Source organism: Candidatus Reidiella endopervernicosa (genome assembly GCF_013343005.1).
GTDB lineage: Bacteria > Pseudomonadota > Gammaproteobacteria.
The window spans coordinates 2,126,646-2,152,645 of record NZ_CP054491.1 but is presented as its reverse complement, the minus strand read 5'-3'; the positions used below and the strand labels follow the sequence as shown (position 1 = coordinate 2,152,645).

The following is a 26,000-nucleotide window of genomic DNA, read 5'->3' as shown; positions in this document are numbered from 1 at the left end:
CACTTATTCCTCCAATAAACCAGTCCAATACTAGTCGGACTGGCATAGATCAGCTGCCCTATCTGCGCAGCCAATCCCTTATAATCAAGTGACAACGCTTTTACAAAAGCGATTAGCTACTGAGAACGTCAATGCCCTCCAGTCTCTACATACCATCAACAGTAACTTTGCCGGAAAGATAGACCTCACCATCGTCAGTCGGAGTGATAGAGGTAACATCGAACTACTGCACGACAAAACGGGCTATCTCATGGTCAGCATTAAGAACAAAAGCTTTAGCAATCGCCTGATCGAACACTTTTGTGAATTTACCAACACTCATCTCGACAGAAGTTTCATCACTTTGGTCGATACACCCTATATCAATAACATTTACGCCAATCATCACGACGCCGAAACTCAATCCAAAGAGCTCAAGAAGCTAAAGACCATCGCCGAAGAGTCGAACCGACGTTTGCATAGAATTCTCGGCAAGCATAATAACAGTCACGTCTCGTTATTGAGCTGGCAACAGCTCGAACATCAGACACCCACATGGTTAAAAGATGAGATAACAGCCGCTTTTGACAATAGAGGCATTTTTATCGCGATATTCTTGCGCGGACCCAGGAGGTGATTCCTCATTGCACCGATGAGAAGAGCCTGCAGATGTTCTCTCAGTTTTTACTCAGCGAGCTTCCAGTACTCTGTTACATCTACTACTTATCTGGCGATCAGATCGTTGATATCTACCCAGGCGAGCAACCCAGTCTATTTTGGAAGATCGAATCGGGGCAGTATGCCGATGAACTACCTCAACTCAGCGCTCTGACACGCGACCATGCGGGACTCATCTATATCGACTTTCGTATCATGCAAAACAACTGTTCCTCAGCTGCATGAGGCTTGTACGTTCCAATAACAACCAACTTACTGTGCGAGTAGTGTTTAGAATCAACTAACCATGATCAGCAATACACCCAAGACCACAAAGCGACATCTACTGATTACGGGTGCAGCAGGTCTGGTTGGACAGATACTCAGCAAGGCGTGGCATGATTATTACGATCTAACACTGGTCGACATCAAGCCGATCAAGCCGGTTCAAGGCGCACGGACAGTTCAAGCCGACATCTGTGATAGCGGCATGATGAAAAAGCTCTGCATAAATGTGGACACAGTCATTCACCTCGCCGTCGTCGGCAACCACCTCTCACCCAATAAGCAGTTCTCTCACACCAACCTGACTGGGAACAGATCACTCCTGAATGCTGCCGTAGGTAACTGCCGTAGAGTCGTATTTGCCAGCAGTCTATCGATCGACATCTATCCGACCAGCACCGCGTATAACGAGGTAAAGCTACAGACAGAGCGAGAGGCACAACTACTCTCGAAAGCACCAATCTATCGATTCACTGCCTGCGTTTAGGCTGGGTTGTAGCTTCAAAACATAAAGGGATGTGGCCGACACGCTGGCAGCTTGAACATGCGCTAACGCATGATGATCTGGTGCAACTCTTCACCTGCAGCGTTGAGGAACCAGAATCGGTTCAGTTTGGGGTATTCAACGGCATCTCGGATAACCATCCCACACCACACGATCTATCAGAGACTCAAATGAAGCTTGCTTATCTGCCGCAGGACAACGCCTATCGATTGGCAGAGCGGCAATATCGTTCACCGATTGGCATCGTTCGTCGGATCAAAAGAAAATTATGGGATTGAAAATCAACAAAGGGTTGATGGTTTAAATCAGAGCTCAGCCACACTCTCTGAAACATTGAAGCCACCACGTTCCAGCAGCGCTTCGCTCTCAAGCTCCTCGTAGCAGCCCCAGGACCTCACCCGATTTTCTGTCAATAAGCGAAGCAGTCGAGTAACCTCCTCACGTTCGGGGAGTCGCTATTTTGCGGAAGCATGTTTTGGGCATCCAAGCCCAAGCAAGCGGCAAATACTTAACGCGACCGTTTATGCCTACGGCGCCCCGACCGTCCTGCGTTCGTTGCGTAATCACCTCTTCGCGGCTCTACACAACTCCTCACTGACTCTACGCCGACATAAAGCCGCTGCTGCATCTTCTCCGTCGTTCGCTCACGCTCTCAACTACGAATAGGCAGACGGCGTCGACTATCGGGACTAACCGCCCTCACTTCGCTCTCCATGGCGGTCAGCGGAAGCACTCTGCTCTACTGCTTCAACAAGCTCCTTGCCGAGCCCATGAAGTTCACAGTGAGGGTGTTCTAGCGCATCAAAAGCGGGAAAGCCCTCATACTCCTGACCGTGACCGTAATACCACTGACCGAGCTTACAACAACGATGATCAAGCTCCGCCTCAACAGACTGCACACCCTCATCTTTTGCGTAACAAACGCCTTAGACATCACTAGCTCGACGAGCGAACGCCGCCACTGAATATGATCAAGCTGCGCCATATGGATCAATCCAATCGGGATACCCGACCAGCGCTGATCCACCTTCAGGAAGGTTAGAAACTCCGAAAACTCCATCGGCTTGCCCATCCAGAAACCCTGCGCCTCGGTACAGCCAGAATTGAGCAGAAAATCATATACGGCACCACCGCTGACCGCCATGGAGAGCGAAGTGAGGGCGGTTAGTCCCCGATAGTCGACGCCGTCTGCCTATTCGTAGTTGAGAGCGCGAGCGAACGACGAAGAAGATGCAGCAGCGGCTTTATGTCGGCGTAGAGTCACTGAGGGAGTTGTGTAGAGCCGCGAAGAGGTGATTACGCAACGTACGCAGGACGGTCGGGGCGCCGCAGGCATAAACGGTCGCGTTAAGTATTTGCCGCTTGCTTGGGCTTGGATGCCCAAAACAAGCTTTCGCAAAAATAGCGACTCCCCGGTCTCGATACCCTCAGCCACCACCTTGATTCCGAGCTGGTGCACCATGCGGATACTCGCCTGGACGATTGTGGTGCTCTTCTCGGAGGTGATCATGCGCTGAATCAGCCCCTGATCAATCTTCACCACTGAGAAGGGCCACTGGCTAAGCAGATCGATTGATGAGTAACCCGTTCCGAAATCGTCCATAGCCAGCGCCAGTCCCATCTCGACCAAAGACTCAATATTTTTTCTAGCACTACTAGAGCTGTTAATAACCGACGTTTCGGTGAGCTCCACCTGGAGGCGTTGAGGATTAACCTGATACTTCTCGATCGTTTCGCGAATGCAATCGACCATTGCACTCGTTTCAACGTCCTGTGCGGTAAGATTAAAAGAGATAATCAGATCTGGATCTGAGATCCTGGACAATAACCAGGTCAGCAATCAACTTAGGAAACATCGCAAGGGAGATCTTCTTGATCATCCCCGACTCTTCAGCCGCTGGGATAAAATCATTCGGTTGAACCAGAGAACCGTCTGCTTTCTTCCACCTTATTAGCGCTTCAGCTCCACTCACTTTACCGTTAAGCAGAGAGATCTTTGGCTGATAGTGAAAAACAAACTCATCCCTGATCAGAGCCTCTTCAATGAGAGGTGATAGTGAGCTTTGCATGACGAAGAAATACCCCAATAGTGATACGGGATAGTTTCATCGTGCAGGTAGAGAGTCAATAAAAGAGAGGGGAAGAATCTTCTTTATCGCTTAGAGTGTGATGCAGTTAACAGTTTTGAAATAAGCAGTGTGTTTATAGAGAAGCCAACATGTCAGATCTTGTCACAATCAGAAAGCGCTAACATAGTCTGGCTAACTCACAATTCAAGACCCGCCCTTCCTACTAAACCGGACACATAAATTAAGGGTAGACGTCACTCAATATGACCCAACACATTGAATGTGTGCACTCACACACCACCACTCCAATCAGGGTCAGCTACTAGAATCGTCACACTCAGCGATCGGCGTGATTGTGGATCTCGACTTCTCTTCCAAACCAGTTTCATACAGGTCCATTTGGTCCAGTTCGTAGATACTCATACTCCGATCAACAATATAACGACGATGTGCCATAAGTGCAGGAGAGACAGATCGTATGTCTCATCGTAAAACTCACTATCACTGACACCAAACAGGCCGAGTATTGTATGGCTAATATTATCAAGCGAAGCGCCATAATTTGACCGCGCACGAATCAGATCAGCTGTCTTACGATGCTTTTCAGGTACTCATCGTTAAATAGAAACACCAGTGGAATATCTATCTCGCCGCGTGATATCGCCTTGAAACCATGACCATATATTTGGTCACCCTCATCGTTGACGTACTCACCATGATCTGAAAGATAAATAACCACGTATGGCTTATCGCTATTCATCAATAGCAACATCAGTTCCGAAAGAAAATAGTCGGGGAGTCGCTATTTTTGCGAAAGTTTGTTTTGGGCATCAAGCCCAAGCAAACAGCAAAAACTTAACGCGACCGTTTATGCCTTCGGCGCCCCGACCGTCCTGCGTACGTTGCGTAATCACCTCTTCGCGGCTCTACACAACTCCCTCAGTGACTCTACGCCGACATAAAGCCGCTGCTGCATCTTCTTCGTCGTCCGCTCGCGCTCTCAACTACGAATATGCAGACGGCGTCGACTATCGCGGACTAACCGCCTTCGCTTCGCTATCCATGGCGGTCAGCGTCGGTATATCTTATCGAGCTTAGATAGTTTGCTTCTGGAGTATCTGGTGAAAAACAGTCATGGTCAGATGGATATCTATCCTTATATCGCTGATGACTTCCCAACAACCTTAACGTAATGAAATCACTACCACTGTCGCTCTCAGCAAGCGCATCTGACATATGCGCCAGCAGATCCACATCGTATATAGAAGCACCGCCCACAGCATTCGCATTATCTTTAACAATCACATCAATCAATTGTTCATGCAGTGTCACACCATGATTTTTCGATACAAGAGTCGATATAACTCCTGCCTGATTGAGAATTTTATATATCGAGGGGTGCGCCCTATCTTTGTGTAGTCGCGTGCCCCAGCCATCGAAAGCAATAACGGAACAGCAACCCTGGTAAATGGCGCAACAGTTACAGCATCTGAAAAAGCGCAACTTGATCCGTTGATTTAGATGACATCGAAGATAAAATGGCGTTGTATTAAATGCTGCCCCATATACACCCATCGATTTTCTTCTTGCAGCCTCGCCGACAACCAACACAACCGAAACATCATTTTCTTTATCACGAGCAACACTCAAGTCCAGGCTCATATTTTGATACTGATTAACTACGACTCTTGTCTCAACAATGCTCCTTTTACGAGAACCACCTGTCGCAGAGGAAAATATCGGTATAAACCATCGTTATATAACTCTTCCCTGTCATGAGGTGCCTTCAACACTGCAAACAGAGATAACAATAGCGCCGGGATAATTAGATAAATTCGAGTCAATTTCTGTGATGAACACCTGTCAACAAGAGATCTCAATCGACATAAAACAAACGGAATAGCGATAATTGCAAGTGATAACAGTGCAAATTTGAGGAAAAACGGTGTTGCCAGAAACTCAACGGTTTCACCGACATCGGAATCAATTATCGAGGAGATGACATTATATTGCAGACGAGATTTAGTCAGAATGAGATAGGGAGAGACTATCGTCGATAGCAGTAGAAATGGTGACACCACAAACAGGTACCACCTGCCAGACATCGCTGACGCAACGAACAAAAGAGATGAATAGGAGACAAACAAAATCGGGAGTCGCTATTTTACGAAAGTTTGTTTTGGGCATCCAAGCCCAAGCAAGCGGCAAATACTTAACGCGACCGTTTATGCCTTCGGCGCCCCGACCGTCCTGCGTACGTTGCGTAATCACCTCTTCGCGGCTCTACACAACTCCCTCAGTGACTCTACGCCGACATAAAGCCGCTGCTGCATCTTCTTCGTCGTTCGCTCGCGCTCTCAACTACGAATAGGCAGACGGCGTCGACTATCGGGGACTAACCGCCCTCACTTCGCTCTCCATGGCGGTCAGCGAGTGCAGAGCCCTTTCCAAAGATTAGAAACTCCAGAAACAAGGGAAAAAGGCGCTTGCAGAAAGAAACAATTTAAGCACGAACCGTCCTCAACAAATCAACCTGACGAGCTAAATCGGCACATAACAGACATGCCCTCGAAATCTCGTAGAGGACACAACCATTCACTGTTATGGAAATCACACAACCATAGCCGCTGCACAAAAGTGCAGGCTGGTAAAACTGACTTTGAAATCAGTAACGTTAATATCTGGTTACCGATTACGGGAGATCCGCTAAAGTTCCCTCTTTAGATGAAAACCACTATCGAAACTTTGTTGCTAGAGAGAACCCAGGAATCCTTTCTACGACGACCTAGGCGCACGTTGGGCAGGATCAGACCGATGATGATTCCGGTGATGGTGACACCCGCTCCGATCATGAACCACTTCTGGGTCGACTGGTTGGAGAGGGTCTGGTTCTCGAACTTCACCTCAGAGAGCTGCTGTTCCAGCCCCTCAACACGGGTAGAGAGCTCATTTCGCTCATTAGCAATCTTGACCGCATTGGAGGCAGTGCGCTTGATGCTCTTCAGCTCCTTCTCGAGCTGTGCATTTTTTGACTGGAGTGAACCGTTGCTCTTCTGTAGCTTCTGGTTCTCAACCTGGATCTCCGCAAGGCGGCTGCTGAGTCGACCCGGCTCAGCTGAGAGTTCCTCTACACGCTGCTCAGCAACGGCAATACGGTCGCGCGCACTCTGCTCGGCCATCAGCTGGCGGGTAAGGATGTAGCCGGTATTGCCATTCTTGAGTCGAACCTCGCTGTAGCCCGTTTCAGGATTGGCTCCAAGAACATCAACACTGTAACCACTGGGTAGCATGCGTACGATCTTATGCTTGGTTCCCTCGCCACTACGCACCATGACCTTAAACTGGTCGGTCACGTAACGAGTTTCAGCCTCAACACTGGTCAAAATCACTAGGAGTGGTAGGGCTAAGAGTATTTTTTTATAAGACATTTTGGTGATCGCATTGTGGGTTAATTGCCGCAATTTTTTCAGATCGGCGGGCAATTGTCCAAGGAAGAGTGAGCCCGGTCGATGCGCCCTGCGCAGTTTGTGATGCATTTGACAGCAGAGACCGTTTCAGTGCCCATCTGGCACGGCATCATCGGGTGACGCTCCGCTGGAGGCTTGGGTATAATCGGGGGTTCACATATTGGAGAGTGGTCACCTTATGAGCAAGCAGTTCGATACCATTATCATCGGAAGTGGACCTGGCGGCGAAGGCGCTGCAATGACCCTGGCGAAGAAGGGGCGTTCGGTTGCTGTCGTCGAGAAGGCACCGGTGGTTGGCGGTAGCTGTACCCACAGCGGCACCATCCCCAGCAAAGCGCTGCGTCATGAAGTGCAGCTAATCCAGGACTACAAGCAGAACGAGCTCTTTGCGGGTGCCATGGAGCATCTGGAAATCACCTGGCCACAGCTGCTTGAGCGCAGCGATGAGGTCATCTCACGTCAGACCCGCATGCGCCGTAGCTTCTACGACTGCAACCGAGTACCGGTGATTCAGGGCCACGCCTGCTTTATCTCTGCCAATGAGATTCAGGTCACATCCAATGATGGCAGCATCGAGCGTTACAGTGCCGACCACTTCATTATCGCCACAGGCTCACGCCCCTATCGCCCCGACGATATCGACTTCTCCCATCCTCGGGTGCTCGACAGCGATGCATTGATGAATCTCGACTGCACTCCCCGCTCGATCACGGTCTACGGTGCCGGTGTCATCGGCTGCGAATACGCCTCGATCTTCGCCAATCTCGATATCAAGGTGAACCTGGTTAACACCCGCGAGCGGCTGCTCGCCTTCCTTGATGATGAAATTACCGATGCGCTCAGCTACCACCTGCGTAGCCAGGGCGTGATTCTGCGCCACAACGAGGAGTACGAGTCGGTCGAGACCACCGATGACGGAGTGATCATGACCTTCTCCTCAGGCAAACGCCTCAAGACCGATCTGCTGCTGTGGGCCAACGGTCGCTCGGGAAACACCCAGGATATGGGTCTTGAGGAGATCGGCATCGATGTGAATCACCGCGGTTCGATCTCGATCAATGAGGACTACCAGACCGCCCTGCCCCATATCTATGCCATCGGCGATGTGGTCGGCTGGCCGAGCCTCGCCAGTGCCAGCTACGATCAAGGCCGCTTTGCCGCCACCCACATTGCCGAGGGTGTCTCAGAGTCAAAGCTGATCGAGGATATCCCCACGGGCATCTACACCAACCCGGAGATCAGTTCGGTCGGTCGTACCGAACGCGAGCTGACTGATGATAAGGTCCCCTACGAAGTGGGCCGTTCGATTTTTGAGAATTTGGCCCGCAGCCACATCACCGGTTCCAACATCGGCATGCTGAAGATCCTCTTCCATCGCGAGAGCCTGGAGATTCTTGGTATCCACTGCTTCGGTCACCAGGCCTCTGAGATCGTGCACATCGGTCAGGCGATCATGTCACAGAAGGGCAGCGCCAACACCGTGCGCTACTTTGTAGATACCACCTTTAACTATCCGACCATGGCCGAGGCGTACCGCGTGGCGGCACTCGACGGTCTCAATCGCATTTTCTAGACGGGAGTATCACCCATGGAGCAGCACCCCGAATTCCCACTGGAAGAGGGTCTCTGCTACCTCAACCACGCAGCGGTCGCCCCCTGGCCGCTGCGTACCGCTGAGGCGGTGCGACGCTTCACCGAAGAAAACCTCCATCTTGGTTCAAAACACTACCCACAGTGGATGGCTGTCGAAGGCCTACTACGTGAGCAGCTACAAAGGCTCATCAACGCCCCTACCGCTGACGATATCGCATTACTGAAAAACACCTCTGAGGGACTCTCTCTGATCGCCTATGGTCTCGATTGGCTACAGGGCGAGAACATCGTCATCGCCGAGCAGGAGTTCCCCTCCAACCGCATCGTCTGGGAGTCACTCGCCTCTCAGGGTGTTGAGACGCGGATGGTTGATATCAGCGGCGACGATCCCGAGCAGGCGCTGATCGACCAGATGAATGATCAGACCCGGCTTCTCTCAGTCAGCACCGTTCAATACGGCAGCGGACTGCGCCCGGGGAGTCGCTATTTTTGCGAAAGTTTGTTTTGGGCATCCAAGCCCAAGCAAACAGCAAAACTTAACGCGACCGTTTATGCCTACGGCGCCCCGACATCCTGCGTTCGTTGCGTAATCACCTCTTCGCGGCTCTACACAACTCCCTCAGTGACTCTACGCCGACATAAAGCCGCTGCTCATCTTCTCCGTCGTTCGCTCGCGCTCTCAACTACGAATAGGCAGACGGCGTCGACTATCGGGGACTAACCGCCCTCACTTCGCTCTCCATGGCGGTCAGCGATGGATCTGGCACGCCTCGCCAATGCCTGTCGCGAACGCGGCGTGCTGCTCTGCATCGATGCGATCCAGGGTCTCGGGGCGCTGCAGTTCGATCTGCAGCAGGTCGATGCCGACTTCGTCGTGGCCGATGGTCACAAATGGATGCTGGGACCAGAAGGGCTCGCTCTTTTCTACTGTCGTGCAGAACTACGCGATCAACTCAGACTCAACCAGTACGGTTGGCACATGGTAGAAGCGGTGGGCGATTTCGATCAGCAAGGGTGGCAGGTCGCCAACACTGCTCGGCGCTTCGAGTGCGGCAGCCCCAACATGGTCTGTATTCATGCTCTCAGCGCCAGCCTCTCTCTGCTGGAGGAGACGGGATACGCGACCGTTGAGTCAGAGGTTCTGAAGCGTAGTCGCTACCTGTTTGAACGGATCAAGGACGAACCAAAGTTAGAGCTGCTAACCTCGGCAGCAGAGGGACGTTACGCCGGTATCGTCACCTTCAGCCATATCAACATCGAATCGAAACGGCTCTACGAACAACTGATGTCCGAAGGGGTGATGTGTGCCGCCCGAGGAGGTGGTGTGCGTTTCTCACCTCACTTCTATACACCTTACGAGGTGATCGACAGCGCGTTGGCTTTGGCCGTTACAGCCGATCTCTAAACTGGTAGCGCGGATGGAGATTAGCGGCATCTAAACTCGGATCCCCGACAGCAAACAGCTTACAGGCTACGAGAATTTAAACAGTTTGTGAAAGTTGTCGGTGGTCGCTTCGGCCAGCTGTTCGAGTGGTATCTCTCTCAGCTCTGCTATCGTCTCGGCAACGTGACGGGTATAGGCGGGTTGATTCGGTTTTCCGCGATGCGGTACCGGTGCCAGATAGGGTGAATCGGTCTCGACCAGCATGCGTTCGAGCGGCACCTGTTTGGCGACCTCTTTCAGCTCTTTGGCGTTTTTGAAGGTAACGATGCCGGAGAAGGAGATGTAGAAGCCTATATCGAGGGCTCTCTGTGCCGTTTCCATATCCTCAACAAAGCAGTGCATCACACCACCAACCGCCTCGGCCCCCTCCTCTTCGAGAATTTGTAGCGTATCAGCTGAGGACTCACGGGTATGAATGATGAGTGGTTTGTTGACCTGTTTGGCCGCCTCAATGTGACGACGGAAACGGTCGCGTTGCCAGGTTAGATCGCCCTCACTGCGGAAGTAGTCGAGACCGGTCTCACCGATGGCGATCACCTTGGGACGTTTTGAGAGTTCGATCAGCTCCTCAATACTCGGATCGTGCCCGTCATGTTCGTTGGGATGCACACCAACGGAGGCGTAGACACCTTCGTGCGCCTCTACCAGTGCCAACATCGGCTCCATCGCCTCCATATCGATGCCGACACAGAGCATCTCTTCAATGCCGGCATCACGCGCCTGCTGCAGGGCTGCTTCAAGTGAGTTGTCGTGTTTGCTCAGATCGAGACGATCGAGATGACAGTGAGAATCTACGAGTTTCATAGTGAAAGGGAGTGCTTGAGGTTATGTCGGCGGGAGGCCGAGCAGATTACATGGTGTGGGTAGGACGATCCGACTGCAGCGCACCGGCCAGATAGGTTTCGATCTTGTTGCGTGCCGCACCACCATCCTGATCACTGAACTGCACACCCACACCTGCCGCACGGTTGCCCTGTGCACCCTTGGGAGTGATCCAGACGATCTTGCCCGCGATCGGCAGTTTCTCGGTCTCATCCATAAGCGTCAGTAGCATGAAGACTTCATCGCCAACATCGTAACTCTTGTTGGTCGGAATAAAGAGACCGCCATTGGTCACAAACGGCATGTAGGCCGCATAGAGCGCGCTCTTGTCCTTGATCGTCAGGGAGAGGATACCCTGTCGTGCTGGACGTGCCTTGGCTGATGCTGCGCTCTGTTCGCTCATTATCTTTCTAGTTATCTCTTATCGGTTACGAGCCCAACTCATCATCGTCTCTTCAAGCAGTAACTGCTGATTAATGGTAGCTGAACTCAGTCTAAGCGATTCGGCTATCTGGTCGAAACGCTTGAACATTTCGGCTAAGTCTAACGGTTCCGCAAGGCGTTGCAAATCCTGCTCGATATCGGGATTGGCCAGCATCTCACGACTCCCACCCATGCGCAGACGAATCATGTCCATCACCCACGACATCAACCAGCGCAGAGAGGTTGTCGGTTCGCTCTTACCCCAGATATCGGCCACCGAGATCGGGTCGTTTTTGCCCATATTGAGCGCCTTAAATGCCGCGAACAGCGTACTGCGTTGCTCCAGCGCCTCGCTCTCACCCAGCTCTGCTGCCAGCAGTGGCGCCCCATCGGCGAGCGCCAACAGTAACTCCGCCTGCTCGACTCTCTGTTCGGCAAGCCACTGCAGCGCCATATCGTGTGGTGGCAGGGTGAAGTTGATCTGCTGGCAGCGGCTGCGAATCGTTGGCAACAGGCGCGATGGCTGTGCCGTCACCAGAATCAGCAAGGTATTGTCGGCAGGCTCCTCCAGCGTTTTCAACAGACTATTGGCGGAGTTGATATTCATCCGCTCGGCTGGCCAGATGATAGCGATTTTATAGCCGTCGTACTGGCTGGTCAGCGCCAGCTGCGACATCAACTCACGCACCTGGGCGATCTTGATATCTTTTGCATCCTCTTCGAGGGTGAGAGTCAGTAGATCGGGGTGACTGCCCGCCTCGATCAGCAGACACGACTTACACTGGCCACACGCCTCTCCTGTCTCGGCCGGGTTTTGACACAGCAGTGCGTGACTAAGTGCCAGCGCGAGCTGTGCCTTGCCGGTACCGCCAGCACCGTTGAAGAGCAGCGCATGCGGAAACCGCCCGCTACGCTTGCGCTCGATCAGCTCATGCCAATTCGGGTCGTGCCAGGCGAAGCGCTCAATCACCGTTTGGCTCCATGATCTGTTTCAGTACATCCGCAAGCTGTGACTGCACCACCTCAAGCGCGGGAGCCGCATCGATGATGTGAATTCGTTTTGGATACTGCTCAGCCAGTGAGAGATAGGCGTTGCGCACGTTGTTGAAGAACTCCTCCTTCTCGCGCTCAAAACGATCAAGCTCACCTCGCTGACTGGCACGTGCCAGTCCGATCTCAACCGGCACATCGAGGATCAGCGTAGCATCGGGACGTAACTCGCCCTGCACCCAATTCTCCAGTGCCGAGATACGGCTGGTATCTATACCGCGTCCACCGCCTTGATAGGCGTAGGTGGCGTCGGTGAAACGGTCGCAAAGTACCCACTTACCTGCTTCGAGTGCTGGCACAATTACCTTGGCCAGGTGCTCAGCACGTGCAGCAAACATCAGCAGCAGTTCGCAGTCGGAAGACATGCCTGTATGGCGATGATCGAGTAGCTGCTGACGGATATCCTCGGACAACGGTGTACCGCCCGGCTCGCGGGTCTGCACCACTTCGATTCCAGCAGCCTCGAGCTGCTGACGAATGAACTCGAGGTTGGTCGATTTACCAACGCCCTCGGTACCCTCAACGGTTATGAAACGACCTCGCATGAATGCCCTTTTATTGTTGTTCTACTTGCGGCGCAGCTGATATTTACGCACCGCGCGATTGTGCTCTTCGAGTGTTGCCGAGAAGGTGTGGCCACCACTACCATCGGCAACAAAGTAGAGGCTCTTACCATCGGCCGGATGCAGCGCCGCATCGATTGCAGCACCACTGGGTATCGCAATTGGAGTTGGCGGTAGTCCTCTACGTGTATAGGTATTGTATGGGGTATCTTGCTTCAGATCACGAAAGCGTATATCGCCATCGAAGCTTTCACCCATGCCGTAGATTACCGTCGGATCGGTCTGCAACCGCATCCGCTTATTGAGACGTCGGGTAAAGACACCTGCAATGGTCGGGCGCTCCTCGGCCACACCGGTCTCCTTCTCCACGATTGAGGCAAGAATCAGCGCCTCGTAGGGAGATTTCAACGGTAACTTCGTATCTCGCGCCTGCCACGCCTGCTCGAGATACCGCTTCATCCTTGCTCTGGCACGTTTGAGCAGCGCCAGATCGGAAGTACCGCGTGTGATGTGGTAGGTGTCGGGATAGAAGAGCCCTTCGGGATGAAGCTCGGGCTCACCAAGCGCCTTCATTACACCAGCCCCGTCGGTCTCTGTCAGCGTTTGCTCAAGCTGTGGATGAGCCTTAATCGCCGCCATCAACTCACGGAAATTCCACCCTTCGATCAGTGTAACGCTGTAGTGGATCACCTTCCCGTCGACGATCTGCTGGATCAGATCGGCCGGTCGAGCACCTGCATCGATTCGATACTCACCTGCCTTGATACGCTGCGCCAGATCGTTGCTGCGAGCATAGAACTCAAGATAGCGAGGTTGTTTTATCACCTCACGATTGGCCAGATCAGAAGCAATACCCTTCAAGGCACTCCCCTCTGCCACCACCAGTTCCAATCCCTCTTCATCGATACTCAGGGGAGTCTGCAGAAACTGTTCGTACTGGTGATTGAGCCAGAAAAAACCGATCACCGCTGCAGCCATAAAAAGGATCACGGCCATCAGCAGAGTTCGTGCAAAACCTCTCATCTGTAGATACGTTACTGGTGGTTGAATGCTCTGAAACAAATCACAAATCCATCTATCTATGTGTGGCCCACGGCCTGTTGTAGGGTGCGGGTGATTGCATCTATTTTGAATAGTTGTTTACCCAGTTGTCGAACCGGCCAGATTCCGATCAGGCTGTTGCAGACAAAGAGTGCATCGGCTGCTTTAACACTCTCGAGTGAGAGCGCGCCGATCTCACACTCAATCCCAGCCATTGCAGCCGCCTCAATCACTACTTCACGCATGATGCCAGCGACACCACAACGCGACAAATCGGGCGTAACGAGTCGACCCTCTTTGATAATAAAGAGATTGCTCTGCGTGCCTTCAACTACCCAGCCATCGGCATCGAGCATCAACCCTTCAGGAACCTGATCATCATCCCACTCACCGCGTGCCAGTACCTGATCGAGTCGATTGAGGTGCTTAAGTCCCGCAAGGCGTGGATTGATGCTAACGGGGGTTTCACAGAGTCGTAGCCAGATGCCCTGCTCGGCAAACTCATCGGGATAGGCAGGCCAGCCGTAACGGGCCACGATGCGTGTCGGTTTCGCCTCTATGGGTGGACGATAGCCACGTCCTCCGCTACCACGGGTGATGATCAGCTTAATGACGGCCCGCTCCTCCCCCTTGATCAGCTGCTGCGCCTCTTTGCGTAGCAGCTCGAGGTCGGGCGTCGGGATGCCAAGACGCAGACACCCCTGCTCAAGACGATGCATATGACGATCCCAATGGGCCAATTCACCACCACTGAAGGCAACTGTCTCAAACAGGCCATCGCCATACTGGAAACCGCGATCGAGTAGATCAACCGTCATGCCGCGTTTTCCGTTAACCAGAATCATGACTGAGGCTCCAGCGCACGCAGCATGCCGAGCGCCTTGGCGCGTGTCTCTTCGAGTTCACGCTCGGCAATGGAGTCGGTCACGATGCCCGCACCAGCGCGGAAGGTCACCTGCTGCTGCTCAAGCAGCATGGTTCGGATCAGGATATTGAGATCCATGCTGCCGTCACGATTGAGGTAACCGATCGAACCGGTATAGGGGCCACGGCCGGTCTGCTCCAGCTCGGCAATAATCTCCATGCAACGCACCTTGGGGCAGCCGGTGATGGTACCGCCGGGGAAGGTGGCGCGAATCACCTCACCGGGCGTGACACCCTCTCGCAATCTGCCTCGCACATTGGAGACGATGTGGTGCACATGGGCATAGCTTTCAAGCACCATCAACTCATCGACCTCAACGCTGCCCGGTACCGAGACGCGCCCGAGATCATTACGCTCAAGATCGATCAACATGATGTGCTCAGCCTGCTCCTTGGGGTGTGACATCAGTGTCTCTGAAAGTACTTGATCATCCTCACGCCGTTCACTGCGCGGACGGGTTCCGGCAATTGGGCGAGTCTGTACGACTCCATCATGCACCGATACCAGTCGTTCCGGTGACGAGCTGACCACCGCCGATTCACCAAAGGTAGCCAGTGCGGCAAAGGGCGCTGGGTTGGTGGTTCGCAGCACACTATAGAGATCAGCGGCAGTAACCGACTCCTGTAGCGTCCCACTCCACTCACGTGAAAGATTGACCTGGAAGACATCACCCTCGCGGATATAGGAGAGAATGCGCTCAACCGCATCGAGATAGCGCTCGGCAGGCTCCTCCTCGATCCGCGCGCTAATAGCCTGGGTCCGTGGCGACTGACTCTGTGTCACTGCCTCGATATCGGCCTGTAGTGATGCCAGCTGTTCCTCACGGCCCGCCTCGACAACAAGATGGGTTGTACCAGCCTGATGGTCGACAATAACCGCTGCTGGGTGGCGAACAGCCATCGCAATGGGAAACTGAGAACGCGTCGCTGGGAGCTTAAGTGTCGGTTCGATCTCCCCTGCCAGCTCATAGCCAAGATAGAGAAACCAGCCTCCGCTGAAAGGAAGCTCACTATCACAGACCTCGATACGGTTCTGCTGCCACCAGCGATCGAGTTCAGACAGAAAGGGGCGTTCCTGATCAGCCCAGAGGCTCATTCAGATCGCCACTCTGCATCAGGGTGAGGTAGTGATCAGGAAAGGCAAACAGGATGTCGTATCGCGCCTGAGCCGTGCCATGTAGCACGCTCTCAAGCAGATGAGGATAACGCTCGCGGTTGAAGCGGTGAAGATCGAGCAGATCGATCTTCGAGGCGATCTCGATTGAGACCGTATTTTCTCCGCTTTCTGCTGCCGGTTGCGTCACAGGCGATTCGCTGCGCTGGGGCAGCGATATTTAACGCAGACGGGTAAAGAGCAGCGAACCGTTGGTGCCGCCAAAACCGAAGGAGTTGGAGAGCGCTGCATTGACTTCCATCTGCTGCGCCTCGTGGGCGACATAGTTGAGATCACAACCCTCATCTGGATTGTCGATATTGATGGTGGGCGGAGCCACCTGATCGCGAATTGCCAGAATTGAGAAGACCGCCTCAATACCACCGGCAGCACCGAGAAGATGACCGGTCATCGACTTGGTGGAGCTCATCGCCAGTTTGTAAGCGTGGTCACCAAATGCATTCTTCGCTGCCATCGTCTCGGCAATATCACCCGCCGGTGTGGAGGTACCGTGGGCATTGATGTAGTCGATCTGATCTGGGTTAAGACCCGCATCGCGCATCGCACTTACCATGCAGCGCATCGCGCCCTCACCACCCTCTGAAGGCATGGTCATGTGGTAGGCATCGCCGCTCATACCGTAACCGCTCATTTCGGCATAGATGGTCGCACCACGGGCCTTGGCGTGCTCATACTCCTCAAGCACAACAACACCGGCACCCTCGCCGAGTACAAAGCCATCACGATCCTTATCCCAGGGGCGACTCGCCTTCTCAGGATCATCGTTACGACTGGAGAGTGCACGAGCAGCGGCAAAGCCACCCACACCCAGTTCAGTAGTTGCCATCTCGGCACCACCAGCCACCATCACATCGGCATCACCATAAGCGATCATGCGAGCCGCATCGCCGACATTATGTGTACCGGTGGTACAGGCCGTGACGATGGCAATATTTGGACCTTTCATACCGTACTTGATCGAGAGGTTACCCGAGATCATGTTGGTGATACTGCTAGGTATGAAAAAGGGAGAGATACGGCGTGGGCCGCTCTTATGGTAGACCGCATCGGTCTTTTCGATGGTGTGTAGACCACCAATACCGGAACCGATCGCAACACCAATTCGCTCAGCATTCTCATCGGTCACTTCAATGCCCGAATCGTCGATCGCCTGACACGCTGCGGCAATGCCATAGTGGATAAAGGGGTCCATCTTCTTGGCATCTTTGTTGGTGATGTATTCAGTGATGTCGAAGTCCTTCACCTCACCGGCAAAACGCACGGAAAATGCAGCTGCATCGAAATGGGTAATTGGAGCAATACCCGATTTACCAGCAAGAATGTTTTTCCAGGTCTCTTCAACATTGAGACCAACGGGGGTGACGGCACCAATACCGGTCACTACGACGCGACGCTTCGACAATGCGACTACCTCTTGAATATTTACGTATGTACTGAAGCTACAAGGCCGCAACTGCAGCGAGTGCAGTTACGGCCCTATATTGAAACAGCAGATTTTAGTCCAGGTTGGCGGTGACGTAGTCAATAGCCTGCTGAACGGTGGTGATCTTCTCTGCTTCTTCGTCTGGAATCTCGCACTCGAACTCTTCTTCGAGGGCCATTACCAGCTCGACGGTGTCGAGTGAATCTGCGCCAAGGTCGTCTACGAAAGAGGCTTCGTTGGTCACTTCGTCCTCTTTAACACCCAGCTGTTCTACTACAATCTTCTTGACGCGTTCGTCGATGCTGCTCATGACTGATATATCCTCCAGACTTGTTCTCTTTATGCCGTATTGGGCTGCGGCGGCTATTGTATTGGAATCGAACGCACGGTTCCACACCTATGTGAAGTCCAATTTAAGCGTTGCAAATCCGTCAATTCAAATATCTATTACTTATTAATAAACAATCAGTTAACGATTATTGTTAATGCCATTTATTGATTGGCTACGCCCATCAAACGGCCAACCGACTCCGATGAGTCGATTACCCCATGTACATTCCGCCATTTACATGCAGCGTCTCACCGGTGATATAGGCCGCAGCCGGCGATGCAAAGAAGCCAACCGACTGGGCAATCTCCTCGGCCGAACCGAGACGATTGAGCGGGATCACATCCAGCAGCGCCTTCTTCTGCTCATCGGGAAGGGCGCGGGTCATATCGGTATCGATAAAGCCGGGCGCCACGGTATTCACAGTAATACCACGTGAACCAACTTCACGTGCCAGTGACTTGGTAAAGCCCATAATGCCCGCCTTGGCCGCCGCGTAGTTGGTCTGACCGGCGTTACCCATTGAACCAACCACTGACGCAATACTGATAATGCGCCCCTGGCGCGCCTTCATCATGCCGCGCAGACAGGCGCGACTGAGGCGAAAGACTGAACTGAGATTGGTATCGATAATCGAATCCCACTCATCATCCTTCATACGCATCAGCAGGTTATCGCGGGTTATTCCGGCATTATTGACCAAAATAGTCGGCGCTCCGAACTCATCACCGATCGCCTTAAGCAGAGTATCGATCGAGGCCTGATCGGTCACATTCAGCATCCGACCCACCCCCTTAACACCCGCTTCAGCCATCGCCGCACCGATCTTCTCCGCACCACCTTCGCTGGTCGCAGTGCCGATCACGGTCGCACCCATACGACCCAGCTCGTGGGCAGTTGCCTGACCGATACCTCGGCTGGCACCGGTAACCAGTGCAATCTGATTCTCTAAGCTCATTACGCTTCTCCTCCAATCTCAGCCAACGCCTTCTCCAGCGTATCACCGCTAAAGACCGGCATTGCAGTCATTGTCTTGACGATACGTTTGTTCAGCCCCGCAAGCACCTTACCCGGACCACCTTCAATCAAAGTGCCGATGCCGTCGGCATTGATCTTCTCAACCGTTTCAACCCAGCGGACCGGCATATGTAGCTGACGCTTCAGTGCATCGCGAATATCATCACCACTGTTGTGGCTGACAACATCCGCATTATGAATAACGGGAATTGCAGGCACCTTGATTTCGGTCGCCGCTAACGCCTCGGCCATCTTCTCAGCCGCAGGTTTCATCAGCGCACAGTGCGACGGCACACTGACAGGCAGCGGCAGTGCACGCTTTGCACCCTGCTCCTTGGCCAGCACCATGGCGCGCTCAATTGCACCCTTACTGCCTGCAATAACCACCTGCCCCGGCGAGTTGAAGTTAACCGCTTCTGCGACCTCACCCTCTGCCGCTGTGGCACAAACACTCATAACAGCCTCATCGTCGAGACCAAGAATTGCCGCCATGGCACCCTCACCCGCCGGAACCGCTTCCTGCATCAGCAGCCCACGCTTCTCGACCAGTTTGACCGCATCCTCAAAAGCGAGCGCCCCTGCACAGACCAGCGCGGTGTACTCACCGAGGCTGTGACCCGCCATCACCGCAGGAGTGGCACCGCTCTTTGCCTGCCAGGCGCGCCAGACGGCAACACCGGAGACCAGCATCGCAGGCTGGGTGATATGGGTTTTATTAAGCTCTTCTACAGGACCATCCTGGATCAGTTTCCAGAGGTCGTAGCCGAGCGCATCGGATGCTGCGGCAAAAGTATCGGCGACGACCGGATGGCCCTCTGCCAGATCGGCGAGCATACCGACCGATTGTGATCCCTGACCGGGAAAGACAAAAGCAAAGTTCATTGAGTGTTTTTCCTGATTGAGTAGTTCTTGTTCTATATGCGGGGTGTTGACCGAATCAGAACTTCAGTAGCGCTGAGCCCCAGGTAAAGCCGCCGCCAAACGCCTCCAACAACAGCGTCTCACCGCGCTTAATACGGCCATCGCGCACAGCAGCGTCAAGCGCCAACGGTACTGAGGCGGCAGAGGTATTGCCGTGTTGGTCAACCGTGACCACCACATGATCCATCGACATTTTCAGCTTTCTGGCCGTCGCACCGATAATGCGGGTATTGGCCTGATGCGGCACCAGCCAGTCGATATCGCTCTTCTCCATATTATTAGCGGCGAGAGTCTCATCAACGATGCGACCCAGAGTATTAACCGCCATCTTGAAGACCTCGTTACCACGCATCTCGATATAGGCACCGTGGTCGAGCACCTGCTGATAATTAGTGGAGACACCACTATTAACCGTTAGCAGCGACTCATACTTACCATCAGCGTGCAGATGGGTGGAGAGAATACCGGGCTCTTCGGATGCCTCTAGCACCACCGCACCAGCACCATCACCAAACAGCACACAGGTGGTGCGATCATTCCAGTCAACAATGCGTGACAGGGTCTCGGCACCGACGACGAGCGCGCATTTGGCCGAACCGCTCTTAATGAATTTATCGGCCACACCAAGGGCATAGACAAAACCGGTACAGACCGCTTGGATATCAAACGCAGCACAGCCGTGGATGTCAAGTCGCTGTTGTAGCAGGCAGGCAGTACTCGGGAAGACGCGATCAGGGGTGGTGGTCGCAACGATAATCAGATCGATCTCATCGACACTGCGACCTGCAGCCTCAATCGCCTTGCGTGCGGCCACTTCGGCCAGGTCACAGGTGGTCTCACCCTCAGCGGCGATGTGGCGTTTCTCGATGCCGGTGCGATCACGTATCCACTGATCGTTGGTATCGACCATCTTTTCCAGATCGCCGTTGCTCAGCACCTTCTCCGGTAGATGTCCGCCGGTTCCTGCAATTCGCGAATAGATCAAACCGCTTCTCTTCTTGTTAGTAGCGTTTCCAGCTCAGAGTGGATGCGCTCAGGTACCGACTTGCTCACCTCCAATGTGGCAATCTTGATCGCGTTGGCAAATGAGAAAGCATCAGCACCACCGTGGCTCTTCACCACAATACCGCGCAGGCCGAGCAGGCTGGCACCGTTATAACGGCGCGGGTCGATACGCTTACGGAAAGATTTCAGCACCGGCATCGCAATAACCGCGGCCAATTTGGAGAGCGGACCACGCATGAAGGCCTCCTTCATGAAGTGACTGATCATCTTCGCCACCCCCTCGGTCGTCTTCAACATCACGTTGCCGACAAAACCGTCGCAGACCACTACGTCCGAACCACCTTTAAAGACCTGATCACCCTCGATATAACCGATGTAGTTAAGCTCGCTTGCAGCCAATATCGACGCCGCGCGCTTCACCTGATCGTTACCCTTGATCTCCTCCTCACCAATATTGAGCAGTGCCACACGAGGCGATTCGATATTATCAACCGCGCTCGCCAGCACCGATCCCATCACTGCAAACTGGAACAGGTGATCAGAGCTGGAGTCGACATTGGCGCCGAGATCAAGGATATGGTTGTGCCCTTCAACCGAGGGGATCGAGGTACAGATGGCAGGACGATCGATACCGGGCAGAGTCTTGAGCACAAAACGCGCCGTTGCCATCAGCGCACCGGTATTTCCGGCACTGACACAGGCACCCGCCTCACCCTCTTTAACCAGGTTGATCGCAACCCGCATCGAGGAGTCCTTCTTGCCACGCAGTGCCGATGAAGGAGACTCATCCATCTCCACCTTCTGCGAGGCGTGACGAATTGAAACCCGCTCAGCCAGTGCTGGCTTAAGGTCCGCTATACGTTTGGTGAGTAATTCCTGATCGCCAACCAGAATCAGCTTGAGATCGGGATTAGCTTCGAGTGCGATTTCGGCCGCCGGGATAGTGACATCTGGGCCTGCGTCGCCACCCATGGCATCGAGAGAGACAATCGTCATCCGATCCATGCCCTTCGAGTTAGTTTAGTGGTACTGGAGAGGTTGTCCGGAGCGGCAAAATGCCGCTCCAAACGGAACATCATTCGCCCTTTTCGGCAATGACACGACGACCACGGTAGAAGCCGTCTGCGGTGATGTGATGACGCACGTGAGTCTCACCAGAGGTAGGATCGATTGAGAGTGCGCGGGCGGTGAGTGCGTCGTGTGAACGGCGCATATCACGTCTTGAACGGGTCTTACGGTTCTTTTGTACGGCCATGGTCGTGGCTCCTAACTAACTGTCAAAAATTCAATGTTTCTTCAAATCGCTCAGGGCTGCGAAGGGGTTCACCTTCTCTTCCTGTTCGACAACCTTTTCCTGTTCGGCATCGTCCGATGAGTAGTCAACCGGCGCACAGGCAAGCTGATCGGCATGACGGGGAACAATCGGAAGCGCCAAAATCAGCTCATCCTCAATAATCTCCGCTATCGCAGCCTGCTCATCAGGGATTAGAAACGGTTCATACTCCCCTGTCAGCCTCTCGGCCTGAGCCTCACTGCTGATCAGCCCCAACGCTGAATTGAGCACTACCTGCTGCTCAACTGGCTGCATACAGCGCTGACAACGTAACATCAGCTCTGCAGTTGCCTCGATTCGCATATAGCGAATACGCTGCTCATCAATGCCGAAGTTGATCGCAACCTTAATACTCCCCTCATCGGAGGTGAGCGACTCCAACAACCTGGACATTTTGCTTAACTCGAGTTCGCCTTCAAGCATCACGCCTTGATCAGCATAACGTTTAAGGTCAACAAACACGGGTAAGCGGCCAAACATAAGCGCGCAATTCTATTGTTTTGACTACGGTGTGTCAAAGAATTTCTCTATATAAATCGGTATGTTTGGGCACATCTGTCACCTCGTGACGGGTTGACACCCAACAAGCTTTACCGTAAACCCTATGCATGGCCGTTCTATCGACTATATAGCCCTGTAGATCGCTCTCTCTGACGACACCATCTCGCACCCTGGAAAGGATCAAATCAGTTGATTAAAAAAGTTCTTATTGCCAATCGGGGTGAGATCGCGGTGCGTATTGTACGCGCCTGTGCCGAAATGGGGATCAAATCGGTCGCCATCTACGCCGAAGCAGACAGAAATGCGCTGCATGTAAAAAAAGCTGACGAGGCCTATTCGCTCGGCCCCGACACCGTCGCTGGCTATCTGAACGTACACCGCATCGTCAATATCGCCGTCGAGTCGGGTTGTGACGCGCTCCACCCCGGCTACGGTTTCCTCTCCGAGAATCCCGAACTCTCTGCCGCCTGTGCGAGGCGCAACATTCGCTTTATCGGCCCCAAGGCGGAAGTCATCAGCCGCATGGGCGACAAGACCGAAGCACGCAAGACAATGATCTCCGCCGGCATTCCTGTCACCCCCGGCAGTGAAGATAACCTCTCCAGCGTCGATGAGGCGCTCACACTGGCTGAGAAGATCGGTTACCCAGTCATGCTTAAGGCGACCTCTGGCGGCGGTGGCCGTGGTATTCGTCGCTGCGACGATGCCGAATCGCTCACCAGCAACTACGACCGTGTCATCTCCGAGGCGACCAAGGCATTCGGTAGTGCCGAGGTCTTCATGGAAAAGTGCGTCATCAACCCGCGTCACATCGAGGCACAGATTCTGGCCGACAGCCACGGCAGCGTAGTGCACCTGTTCGAACGCGACTGTTCGATTCAGCGTCGCCACCAAAAACTGATCGAGATCGCCCCCTCGCCACAGCTCAATGAAGAACAACGTCAACAGATCGGTGACTATGCGGTGGCCGCCGCCAAGGCCGCTGGATATGAGAACGCTGGAACGGTCGAGTTCCTGATGGACAGCGAAGACAACTTCTACTTCATGGAGATGAACACCCGCCTCCAGGTCGAACACTGCGTCACCGAACAGATCACCGGTATCGACATTGTGCAGGAGCAAATTCGTATCGCCGCAGGTCTGGCGCTGCGTTATGAGCAGCATGAGATCACCCGTCGTGGCTGGGCGATGGAGTTCCGTATCAATGCTGAAGACCCGAAAAACGACTTCATGCCAAGCTTCGGTCGCATCACCCGCTACTTTGCACCGGGTGGTCCCGGCGTGCGTACCGACGGTGCGATCTATACCGGTTACGAAATCCCCCCCTACTACGATTCGATGTGCGCCAAGCTGATCGTCTGGGCGCTCGACTGGGATGAGATGCTCAACCGTACCCAGCGTGCGCTCAACGATATCGGCGTCTTCGGCGTAAAGACCACCATCCCCTATCATCTGGAGATCCTCGGCTCGGCCGACTTCCGTAGTGGACGCTTCGATACCGGCTTTGTTGAGAGCCACCCCGAGTTGATCAACTACTCGACACGACAACGCCCACGCGAGCTGGCTGCTGCCATTGCCGCAGCCATCGCCGCCAACATGGGGCTTTAACCATAGTTATGAATAACCGGAGAGGCTTCGATGCCAAAGGTTGAGATTACCGACACCATCCTGCGCGACGCGCACCAGTCACTGCTGGCAACCCGCATGCGCACCGAACATATGTTGCCGATCTGTGAGCGGCTCGACCGTGTCGGTTACTGGTCACTCGAGGTCTGGGGCGGAGCCACCTTCGATGCCTGCATCCGTTTTCTAAAAGAGGATCCGTGGGAACGGCTACGCACCCTGCGTGAAGCACTGCCCAACACCCGCCTGCAGATGCTGCTGCGTGGACAGAATCTGCTCGGCTACCGCCACTATTCAGACGATGTAGTGCGCGCCTTTGTCGATCGCTCAGCCGATAACGGCATCGACGTCTTCCGCATTTTCGATGCACTGAACGACACCCGCAATCTGCGCACCGCGATCGAGTCGGTGAAGGCCGTCGACAAACATGCACAGGGGGCGATCTGCTATACCACCAGCCCGCTGCACACCACCGAGACCTTCGTCAGCATGGCCAGGGAGCTGGAATCGATGGGCTGTGACTCGATTGCGATTAAGGATATGGCCGGCCTGCTCACACCGATGGTCACCGCCGATCTAGTCGCCGCCCTGCGTGACGCGGTTGACCTGCCACTGCACCTGCACAGCCACGCCACCGCGGGTCTCTCCGAGATGTGCCAGCTCAAGGCGATCGAGAACGGCTGCTATCGCATCGACACCGCCATCTCTTCAATGGCCAGCGGTGCCAGCCACTCGCCCACCGAGAGCATGGTGGCCGCCTTCCGCAACACCGAATACGACACTGGCCTCGACCTCACCCTGCTACAGGAGATCGGTTTCTACTTCCGCGAGATCAGAAGGCACTACCACCAGTTCGAGAGTGACATGACTGGACTCGACACCCGCGTACAGGTCAATCAGGTTCCGGGCGGCATGATCTCAAACCTCTCTTCACAACTAAAAGATCAGGGTGCACTCGATCGCATCAATGAGGTTCTGGACGAGATACCACGGGTACGCGAAGACCTCGGTTTTCCACCGTTGGTCACCCCCTCATCACAGATTGTCGGTACCCAGGCGGTCCTCAACGTTGTTACCGGCGAACGCTACAAGACCGTCACCAACGAGGTGAAAAACTACCTACTCGGCCACTACGGCAAGGCACCGGGCGAGATTAACGAAGAGGTTCGCAGTGCCGCCATCGGTGATGAGAAGATCATCGATTGCCGACCCGCAGACATTCTCTACGATGAGATGGACAAACTACGTGGTGATATCGGTGAGCTGGCGAAGAGTGACGAAGACCTGCTCATCTACGCCATGTTCCCCGAGATCGGCAAAACCTTCCTTGAGGAGCGCGAGGCCGGTACACTCACGCCCGAAACGCTTGAGCAACACCCCGATGATGCGCCGGGTGCGGTCTGTTTTGCACCGACCGAGTTCGCCATCACACTACACGGCGAGACCTACCATATTAATGTAACGGGTGCCGGCAAGTGGGATCAGGAGCAGCGCCCCTTCTACATGTCGATTGATGGCGTGCCGGAGGAGCTGATGATCGAGAGCCTCGGCGAGATGGTCTCACTCACCCCCGGCGGCCCCGGCAAGACCGGTGTGGCCGACAAGGGAACCAGCAAACGGTTACGCGCCACCGAGCCCGGCCACGTGAAGACCTCGATGCCCGGCACCATTGTCGATGTACTGGTCAGTGAGGGTGATGAGGTCGCCGCTGGCGATCCACTGTTGATCACCGAGGCGATGAAGATGGAGACCGAGGTACAGGCTCCAATTACCGGCACCATCAAGGCGGTCCACATCAAAAAGGGCGACAGCGTTAATCCCGACGAAGCACTGATTGAAATTGAATAAGAGAG

Annotated in this window: 30 protein-coding genes and 3 pseudogenes; 11 read left to right on the top strand and 22 right to left on the bottom strand. The window is 53.9% G+C overall.

Features of this window, described 5'->3' with window-relative positions:
* Positions 1-223: 223 nt before the first annotated feature.
* Positions 224-403 carry a hypothetical protein gene (locus HUE57_RS12020; RefSeq protein ID WP_174673267.1) on the bottom strand — a complete coding sequence of 60 codons (180 nt, stop codon included), beginning with the start codon at positions 401-403 and terminating at the stop codon, positions 224-226.
* 245 nt (positions 404-648) lie between these two features.
* Here HUE57_RS12020 and HUE57_RS12015 point away from each other — a divergent pair, with 245 nt between their 5' ends.
* The 4 genes from HUE57_RS12015 to HUE57_RS12000 all read left to right on the top strand — a co-directional run bounded on the left by HUE57_RS12015 (position 649) and on the right by HUE57_RS12000 (position 2,024).
* Positions 649-882, top strand: a complete 234-nt coding sequence (locus HUE57_RS12015; protein WP_174673266.1) for a hypothetical protein — start codon at positions 649-651, stop codon at positions 880-882.
* Positions 883-943: 61 nt separating this feature from the next.
* On the top strand, positions 944-1,408 hold the full coding sequence (locus HUE57_RS12010) for an NAD-dependent epimerase/dehydratase family protein (RefSeq protein WP_174673265.1): 465 nt from the start codon (positions 944-946) through the stop codon (positions 1,406-1,408).
* A gap of 29 nt (positions 1,409-1,437) precedes the next feature.
* Positions 1,438-1,704 carry a hypothetical protein gene (locus HUE57_RS12005; protein ID WP_174673264.1) on the top strand — a complete coding sequence of 89 codons (267 nt, stop codon included), beginning with the start codon at positions 1,438-1,440 and terminating at the stop codon, positions 1,702-1,704.
* Between the two features lie 182 nt (positions 1,705-1,886).
* Positions 1,887-2,024: a hypothetical protein gene (locus HUE57_RS12000; protein ID WP_174673263.1), complete on the top strand. Its 138-nt coding sequence runs from the start codon at positions 1,887-1,889 to the stop codon at positions 2,022-2,024.
* A 91-nt stretch (positions 2,025-2,115) separates the two neighbouring features.
* Here HUE57_RS12000 and HUE57_RS11995 read toward each other — a convergent pair whose 3' ends face one another.
* The 4 genes from HUE57_RS11995 to HUE57_RS20325 all read right to left on the bottom strand — a co-directional run bounded on the left by HUE57_RS11995 (position 2,116) and on the right by HUE57_RS20325 (position 4,255).
* Positions 2,116-2,325 carry a CZB domain-containing protein gene (locus HUE57_RS11995; RefSeq protein WP_174673262.1) on the bottom strand — a complete coding sequence of 70 codons (210 nt, stop codon included), beginning with the start codon at positions 2,323-2,325 and terminating at the stop codon, positions 2,116-2,118.
* A 293-nt stretch (positions 2,326-2,618) separates the two neighbouring features.
* Complete coding sequence (locus HUE57_RS11990; RefSeq protein WP_338140936.1) at positions 2,619-3,179, bottom strand: EAL domain-containing protein; 561 nt, start codon at positions 3,177-3,179, stop codon at positions 2,619-2,621.
* A 31-nt stretch (positions 3,180-3,210) separates the two neighbouring features.
* A complete protein-coding gene (locus HUE57_RS19670; RefSeq protein WP_078484586.1) occupies positions 3,211-3,495 on the bottom strand; it encodes an EAL domain-containing protein in 285 nt (94 codons plus the stop codon).
* Positions 3,496-4,072: 577 nt separating this feature from the next.
* Positions 4,073-4,255: a sulfatase-like hydrolase/transferase gene (locus HUE57_RS20325; RefSeq protein ID WP_420885688.1), complete on the bottom strand. Its 183-nt coding sequence runs from the start codon at positions 4,253-4,255 to the stop codon at positions 4,073-4,075.
* On the opposite strand from HUE57_RS20325, the gene HUE57_RS11980 reads away from it, so the two are divergent.
* Positions 4,237-4,593: a hypothetical protein gene (locus HUE57_RS11980; protein WP_174673260.1), complete on the top strand. Its 357-nt coding sequence runs from the start codon at positions 4,237-4,239 to the stop codon at positions 4,591-4,593. The two genes, HUE57_RS20325 and HUE57_RS11980, sit on opposite strands and share 19 nt — an antisense overlap.
* Here HUE57_RS11980 and HUE57_RS11975 read toward each other — a convergent pair.
* Positions 4,552-5,157 carry a sulfatase-like hydrolase/transferase gene (locus HUE57_RS11975; RefSeq protein ID WP_174673259.1) on the bottom strand — a complete coding sequence of 202 codons (606 nt, stop codon included), beginning with the start codon at positions 5,155-5,157 and terminating at the stop codon, positions 4,552-4,554. The two genes, HUE57_RS11980 and HUE57_RS11975, sit on opposite strands and share 42 nt — an antisense overlap.
* A 466-nt stretch (positions 5,158-5,623) precedes the next feature.
* Between HUE57_RS11975 and HUE57_RS11970 the strand changes: the two genes are divergently transcribed.
* Positions 5,624-5,866, top strand: coding sequence for a hypothetical protein (locus HUE57_RS11970; RefSeq protein WP_174673258.1), 243 nt, complete (start codon positions 5,624-5,626; stop codon positions 5,864-5,866).
* A gap of 349 nt (positions 5,867-6,215) precedes the next feature.
* Here the strand turns inward: HUE57_RS11970 and HUE57_RS11965 are convergent, their stop codons facing one another.
* On the bottom strand, positions 6,216-6,848 hold the full coding sequence (locus HUE57_RS11965) for a TIGR04211 family SH3 domain-containing protein (protein ID WP_236860582.1): 633 nt from the start codon (positions 6,846-6,848) through the stop codon (positions 6,216-6,218).
* A gap of 292 nt (positions 6,849-7,140) precedes the next feature.
* On the opposite strand from HUE57_RS11965, the gene sthA reads away from it, so the two are divergent.
* The 3 genes and pseudogenes from sthA to HUE57_RS11950 form a co-directional block, all read left to right on the top strand.
* A complete protein-coding gene (sthA, locus tag HUE57_RS11960) occupies positions 7,141-8,535 on the top strand; it encodes a Si-specific NAD(P)(+) transhydrogenase (protein ID WP_078484582.1) in 1,395 nt (464 codons plus the stop codon).
* A 15-nt stretch (positions 8,536-8,550) separates the two neighbouring features.
* Positions 8,551-9,027, top strand: a pseudogene (locus HUE57_RS11955) (aminotransferase class V-fold PLP-dependent enzyme); the annotation flags it as partial.
* A 282-nt stretch (positions 9,028-9,309) separates the two neighbouring features.
* A pseudogene (locus HUE57_RS11950) lies at positions 9,310-9,960 on the top strand (aminotransferase class V-fold PLP-dependent enzyme); the annotation flags it as partial.
* Between the two features lie 66 nt (positions 9,961-10,026).
* Here HUE57_RS11950 and HUE57_RS11945 read toward each other — a convergent pair.
* The 15 genes and pseudogenes from HUE57_RS11945 to HUE57_RS11875 all read right to left on the bottom strand — a co-directional run bounded on the left by HUE57_RS11945 (position 10,027) and on the right by HUE57_RS11875 (position 22,485).
* Positions 10,027-10,803: a TatD family hydrolase gene (locus HUE57_RS11945; RefSeq protein WP_078484580.1), complete on the bottom strand. Its 777-nt coding sequence runs from the start codon at positions 10,801-10,803 to the stop codon at positions 10,027-10,029.
* 46 nt (positions 10,804-10,849) lie between these two features.
* Entirely contained in the window at positions 10,850-11,224 is a 375-nt protein-coding gene (locus HUE57_RS11940; protein ID WP_078484579.1) for a PilZ domain-containing protein, read from the bottom strand.
* Positions 11,225-11,242: 18 nt separating this feature from the next.
* Entirely contained in the window at positions 11,243-12,214 is a 972-nt protein-coding gene (locus HUE57_RS11935) for a DNA polymerase III subunit delta' (protein WP_078484578.1), read from the bottom strand.
* Positions 12,207-12,839, bottom strand: coding sequence for a dTMP kinase (tmk, locus tag HUE57_RS11930; RefSeq protein WP_078484577.1), 633 nt, complete (start codon positions 12,837-12,839; stop codon positions 12,207-12,209). Before tmk ends, HUE57_RS11935 begins: the two co-directional genes overlap by 8 nt.
* Before the next feature lie 21 nt (positions 12,840-12,860).
* Positions 12,861-13,853, bottom strand: a complete 993-nt coding sequence (mltG, locus tag HUE57_RS11925) for an endolytic transglycosylase MltG (protein ID WP_236860581.1) — start codon at positions 13,851-13,853, stop codon at positions 12,861-12,863.
* A gap of 83 nt (positions 13,854-13,936) precedes the next feature.
* Positions 13,937-14,743 (bottom strand): aminodeoxychorismate lyase, encoded by an 807-nt coding sequence (gene pabC / locus HUE57_RS11920; protein WP_078484575.1) that lies wholly within the window; start codon positions 14,741-14,743, stop codon positions 13,937-13,939.
* Positions 14,740-16,078 (bottom strand): annotated as a pseudogene (locus tag HUE57_RS11915) (aminodeoxychorismate synthase component I). The gene pabC and the pseudogene HUE57_RS11915 overlap by 4 nt, the downstream one beginning before the upstream one ends.
* A gap of 78 nt (positions 16,079-16,156) precedes the next feature.
* The gene (gene fabF, locus HUE57_RS11910; RefSeq protein ID WP_078484574.1) at positions 16,157-17,398 is read right to left on the bottom strand and encodes a beta-ketoacyl-ACP synthase II; all 1,242 of its coding nucleotides are present in this window, start codon (positions 17,396-17,398) and stop codon (positions 16,157-16,159) included.
* Positions 17,399-17,492: 94 nt separating this feature from the next.
* Positions 17,493-17,729, bottom strand: a complete 237-nt coding sequence (gene acpP, locus HUE57_RS11905; RefSeq protein WP_078484573.1) for an acyl carrier protein — start codon at positions 17,727-17,729, stop codon at positions 17,493-17,495.
* Positions 17,730-17,961: 232 nt separating this feature from the next.
* Positions 17,962-18,705 carry a 3-oxoacyl-ACP reductase FabG gene (gene fabG / locus HUE57_RS11900; protein ID WP_078484572.1) on the bottom strand — a complete coding sequence of 248 codons (744 nt, stop codon included), beginning with the start codon at positions 18,703-18,705 and terminating at the stop codon, positions 17,962-17,964.
* Positions 18,705-19,646, bottom strand: a complete 942-nt coding sequence (fabD, locus tag HUE57_RS11895) for an ACP S-malonyltransferase (protein ID WP_078484571.1) — start codon at positions 19,644-19,646, stop codon at positions 18,705-18,707. The genes fabG and fabD overlap by 1 nt, the downstream gene beginning before the upstream one ends.
* Positions 19,647-19,701: 55 nt before the next feature.
* Positions 19,702-20,670, bottom strand: a complete 969-nt coding sequence (locus HUE57_RS11890; protein WP_078484570.1) for a beta-ketoacyl-ACP synthase III — start codon at positions 20,668-20,670, stop codon at positions 19,702-19,704.
* Positions 20,667-21,686, bottom strand: a complete 1,020-nt coding sequence (gene plsX / locus HUE57_RS11885) for a phosphate acyltransferase PlsX (RefSeq protein ID WP_172840350.1) — start codon at positions 21,684-21,686, stop codon at positions 20,667-20,669. The genes HUE57_RS11890 and plsX overlap by 4 nt, the downstream gene beginning before the upstream one ends.
* A gap of 79 nt (positions 21,687-21,765) precedes the next feature.
* Positions 21,766-21,945, bottom strand: a complete 180-nt coding sequence (gene rpmF, locus HUE57_RS11880) for a 50S ribosomal protein L32 (protein WP_078484568.1) — start codon at positions 21,943-21,945, stop codon at positions 21,766-21,768.
* Between the two features lie 30 nt (positions 21,946-21,975).
* Complete coding sequence (locus HUE57_RS11875) at positions 21,976-22,485, bottom strand: YceD family protein (RefSeq protein ID WP_174673254.1); 510 nt, start codon at positions 22,483-22,485, stop codon at positions 21,976-21,978.
* Between the two features lie 228 nt (positions 22,486-22,713).
* On the opposite strand from HUE57_RS11875, the gene HUE57_RS11870 reads away from it, so the two are divergent.
* Both HUE57_RS11870 and oadA read left to right on the top strand, forming a co-directional pair.
* On the top strand, positions 22,714-24,132 hold the full coding sequence (locus HUE57_RS11870; RefSeq protein ID WP_078482553.1) for an acetyl-CoA carboxylase biotin carboxylase subunit: 1,419 nt from the start codon (positions 22,714-22,716) through the stop codon (positions 24,130-24,132).
* A 30-nt stretch (positions 24,133-24,162) separates the two neighbouring features.
* Positions 24,163-25,995 carry a sodium-extruding oxaloacetate decarboxylase subunit alpha gene (gene oadA / locus HUE57_RS11865; protein WP_078482554.1) on the top strand — a complete coding sequence of 611 codons (1,833 nt, stop codon included), beginning with the start codon at positions 24,163-24,165 and terminating at the stop codon, positions 25,993-25,995.
* Positions 25,996-26,000 lie beyond the last annotated feature (5 nt).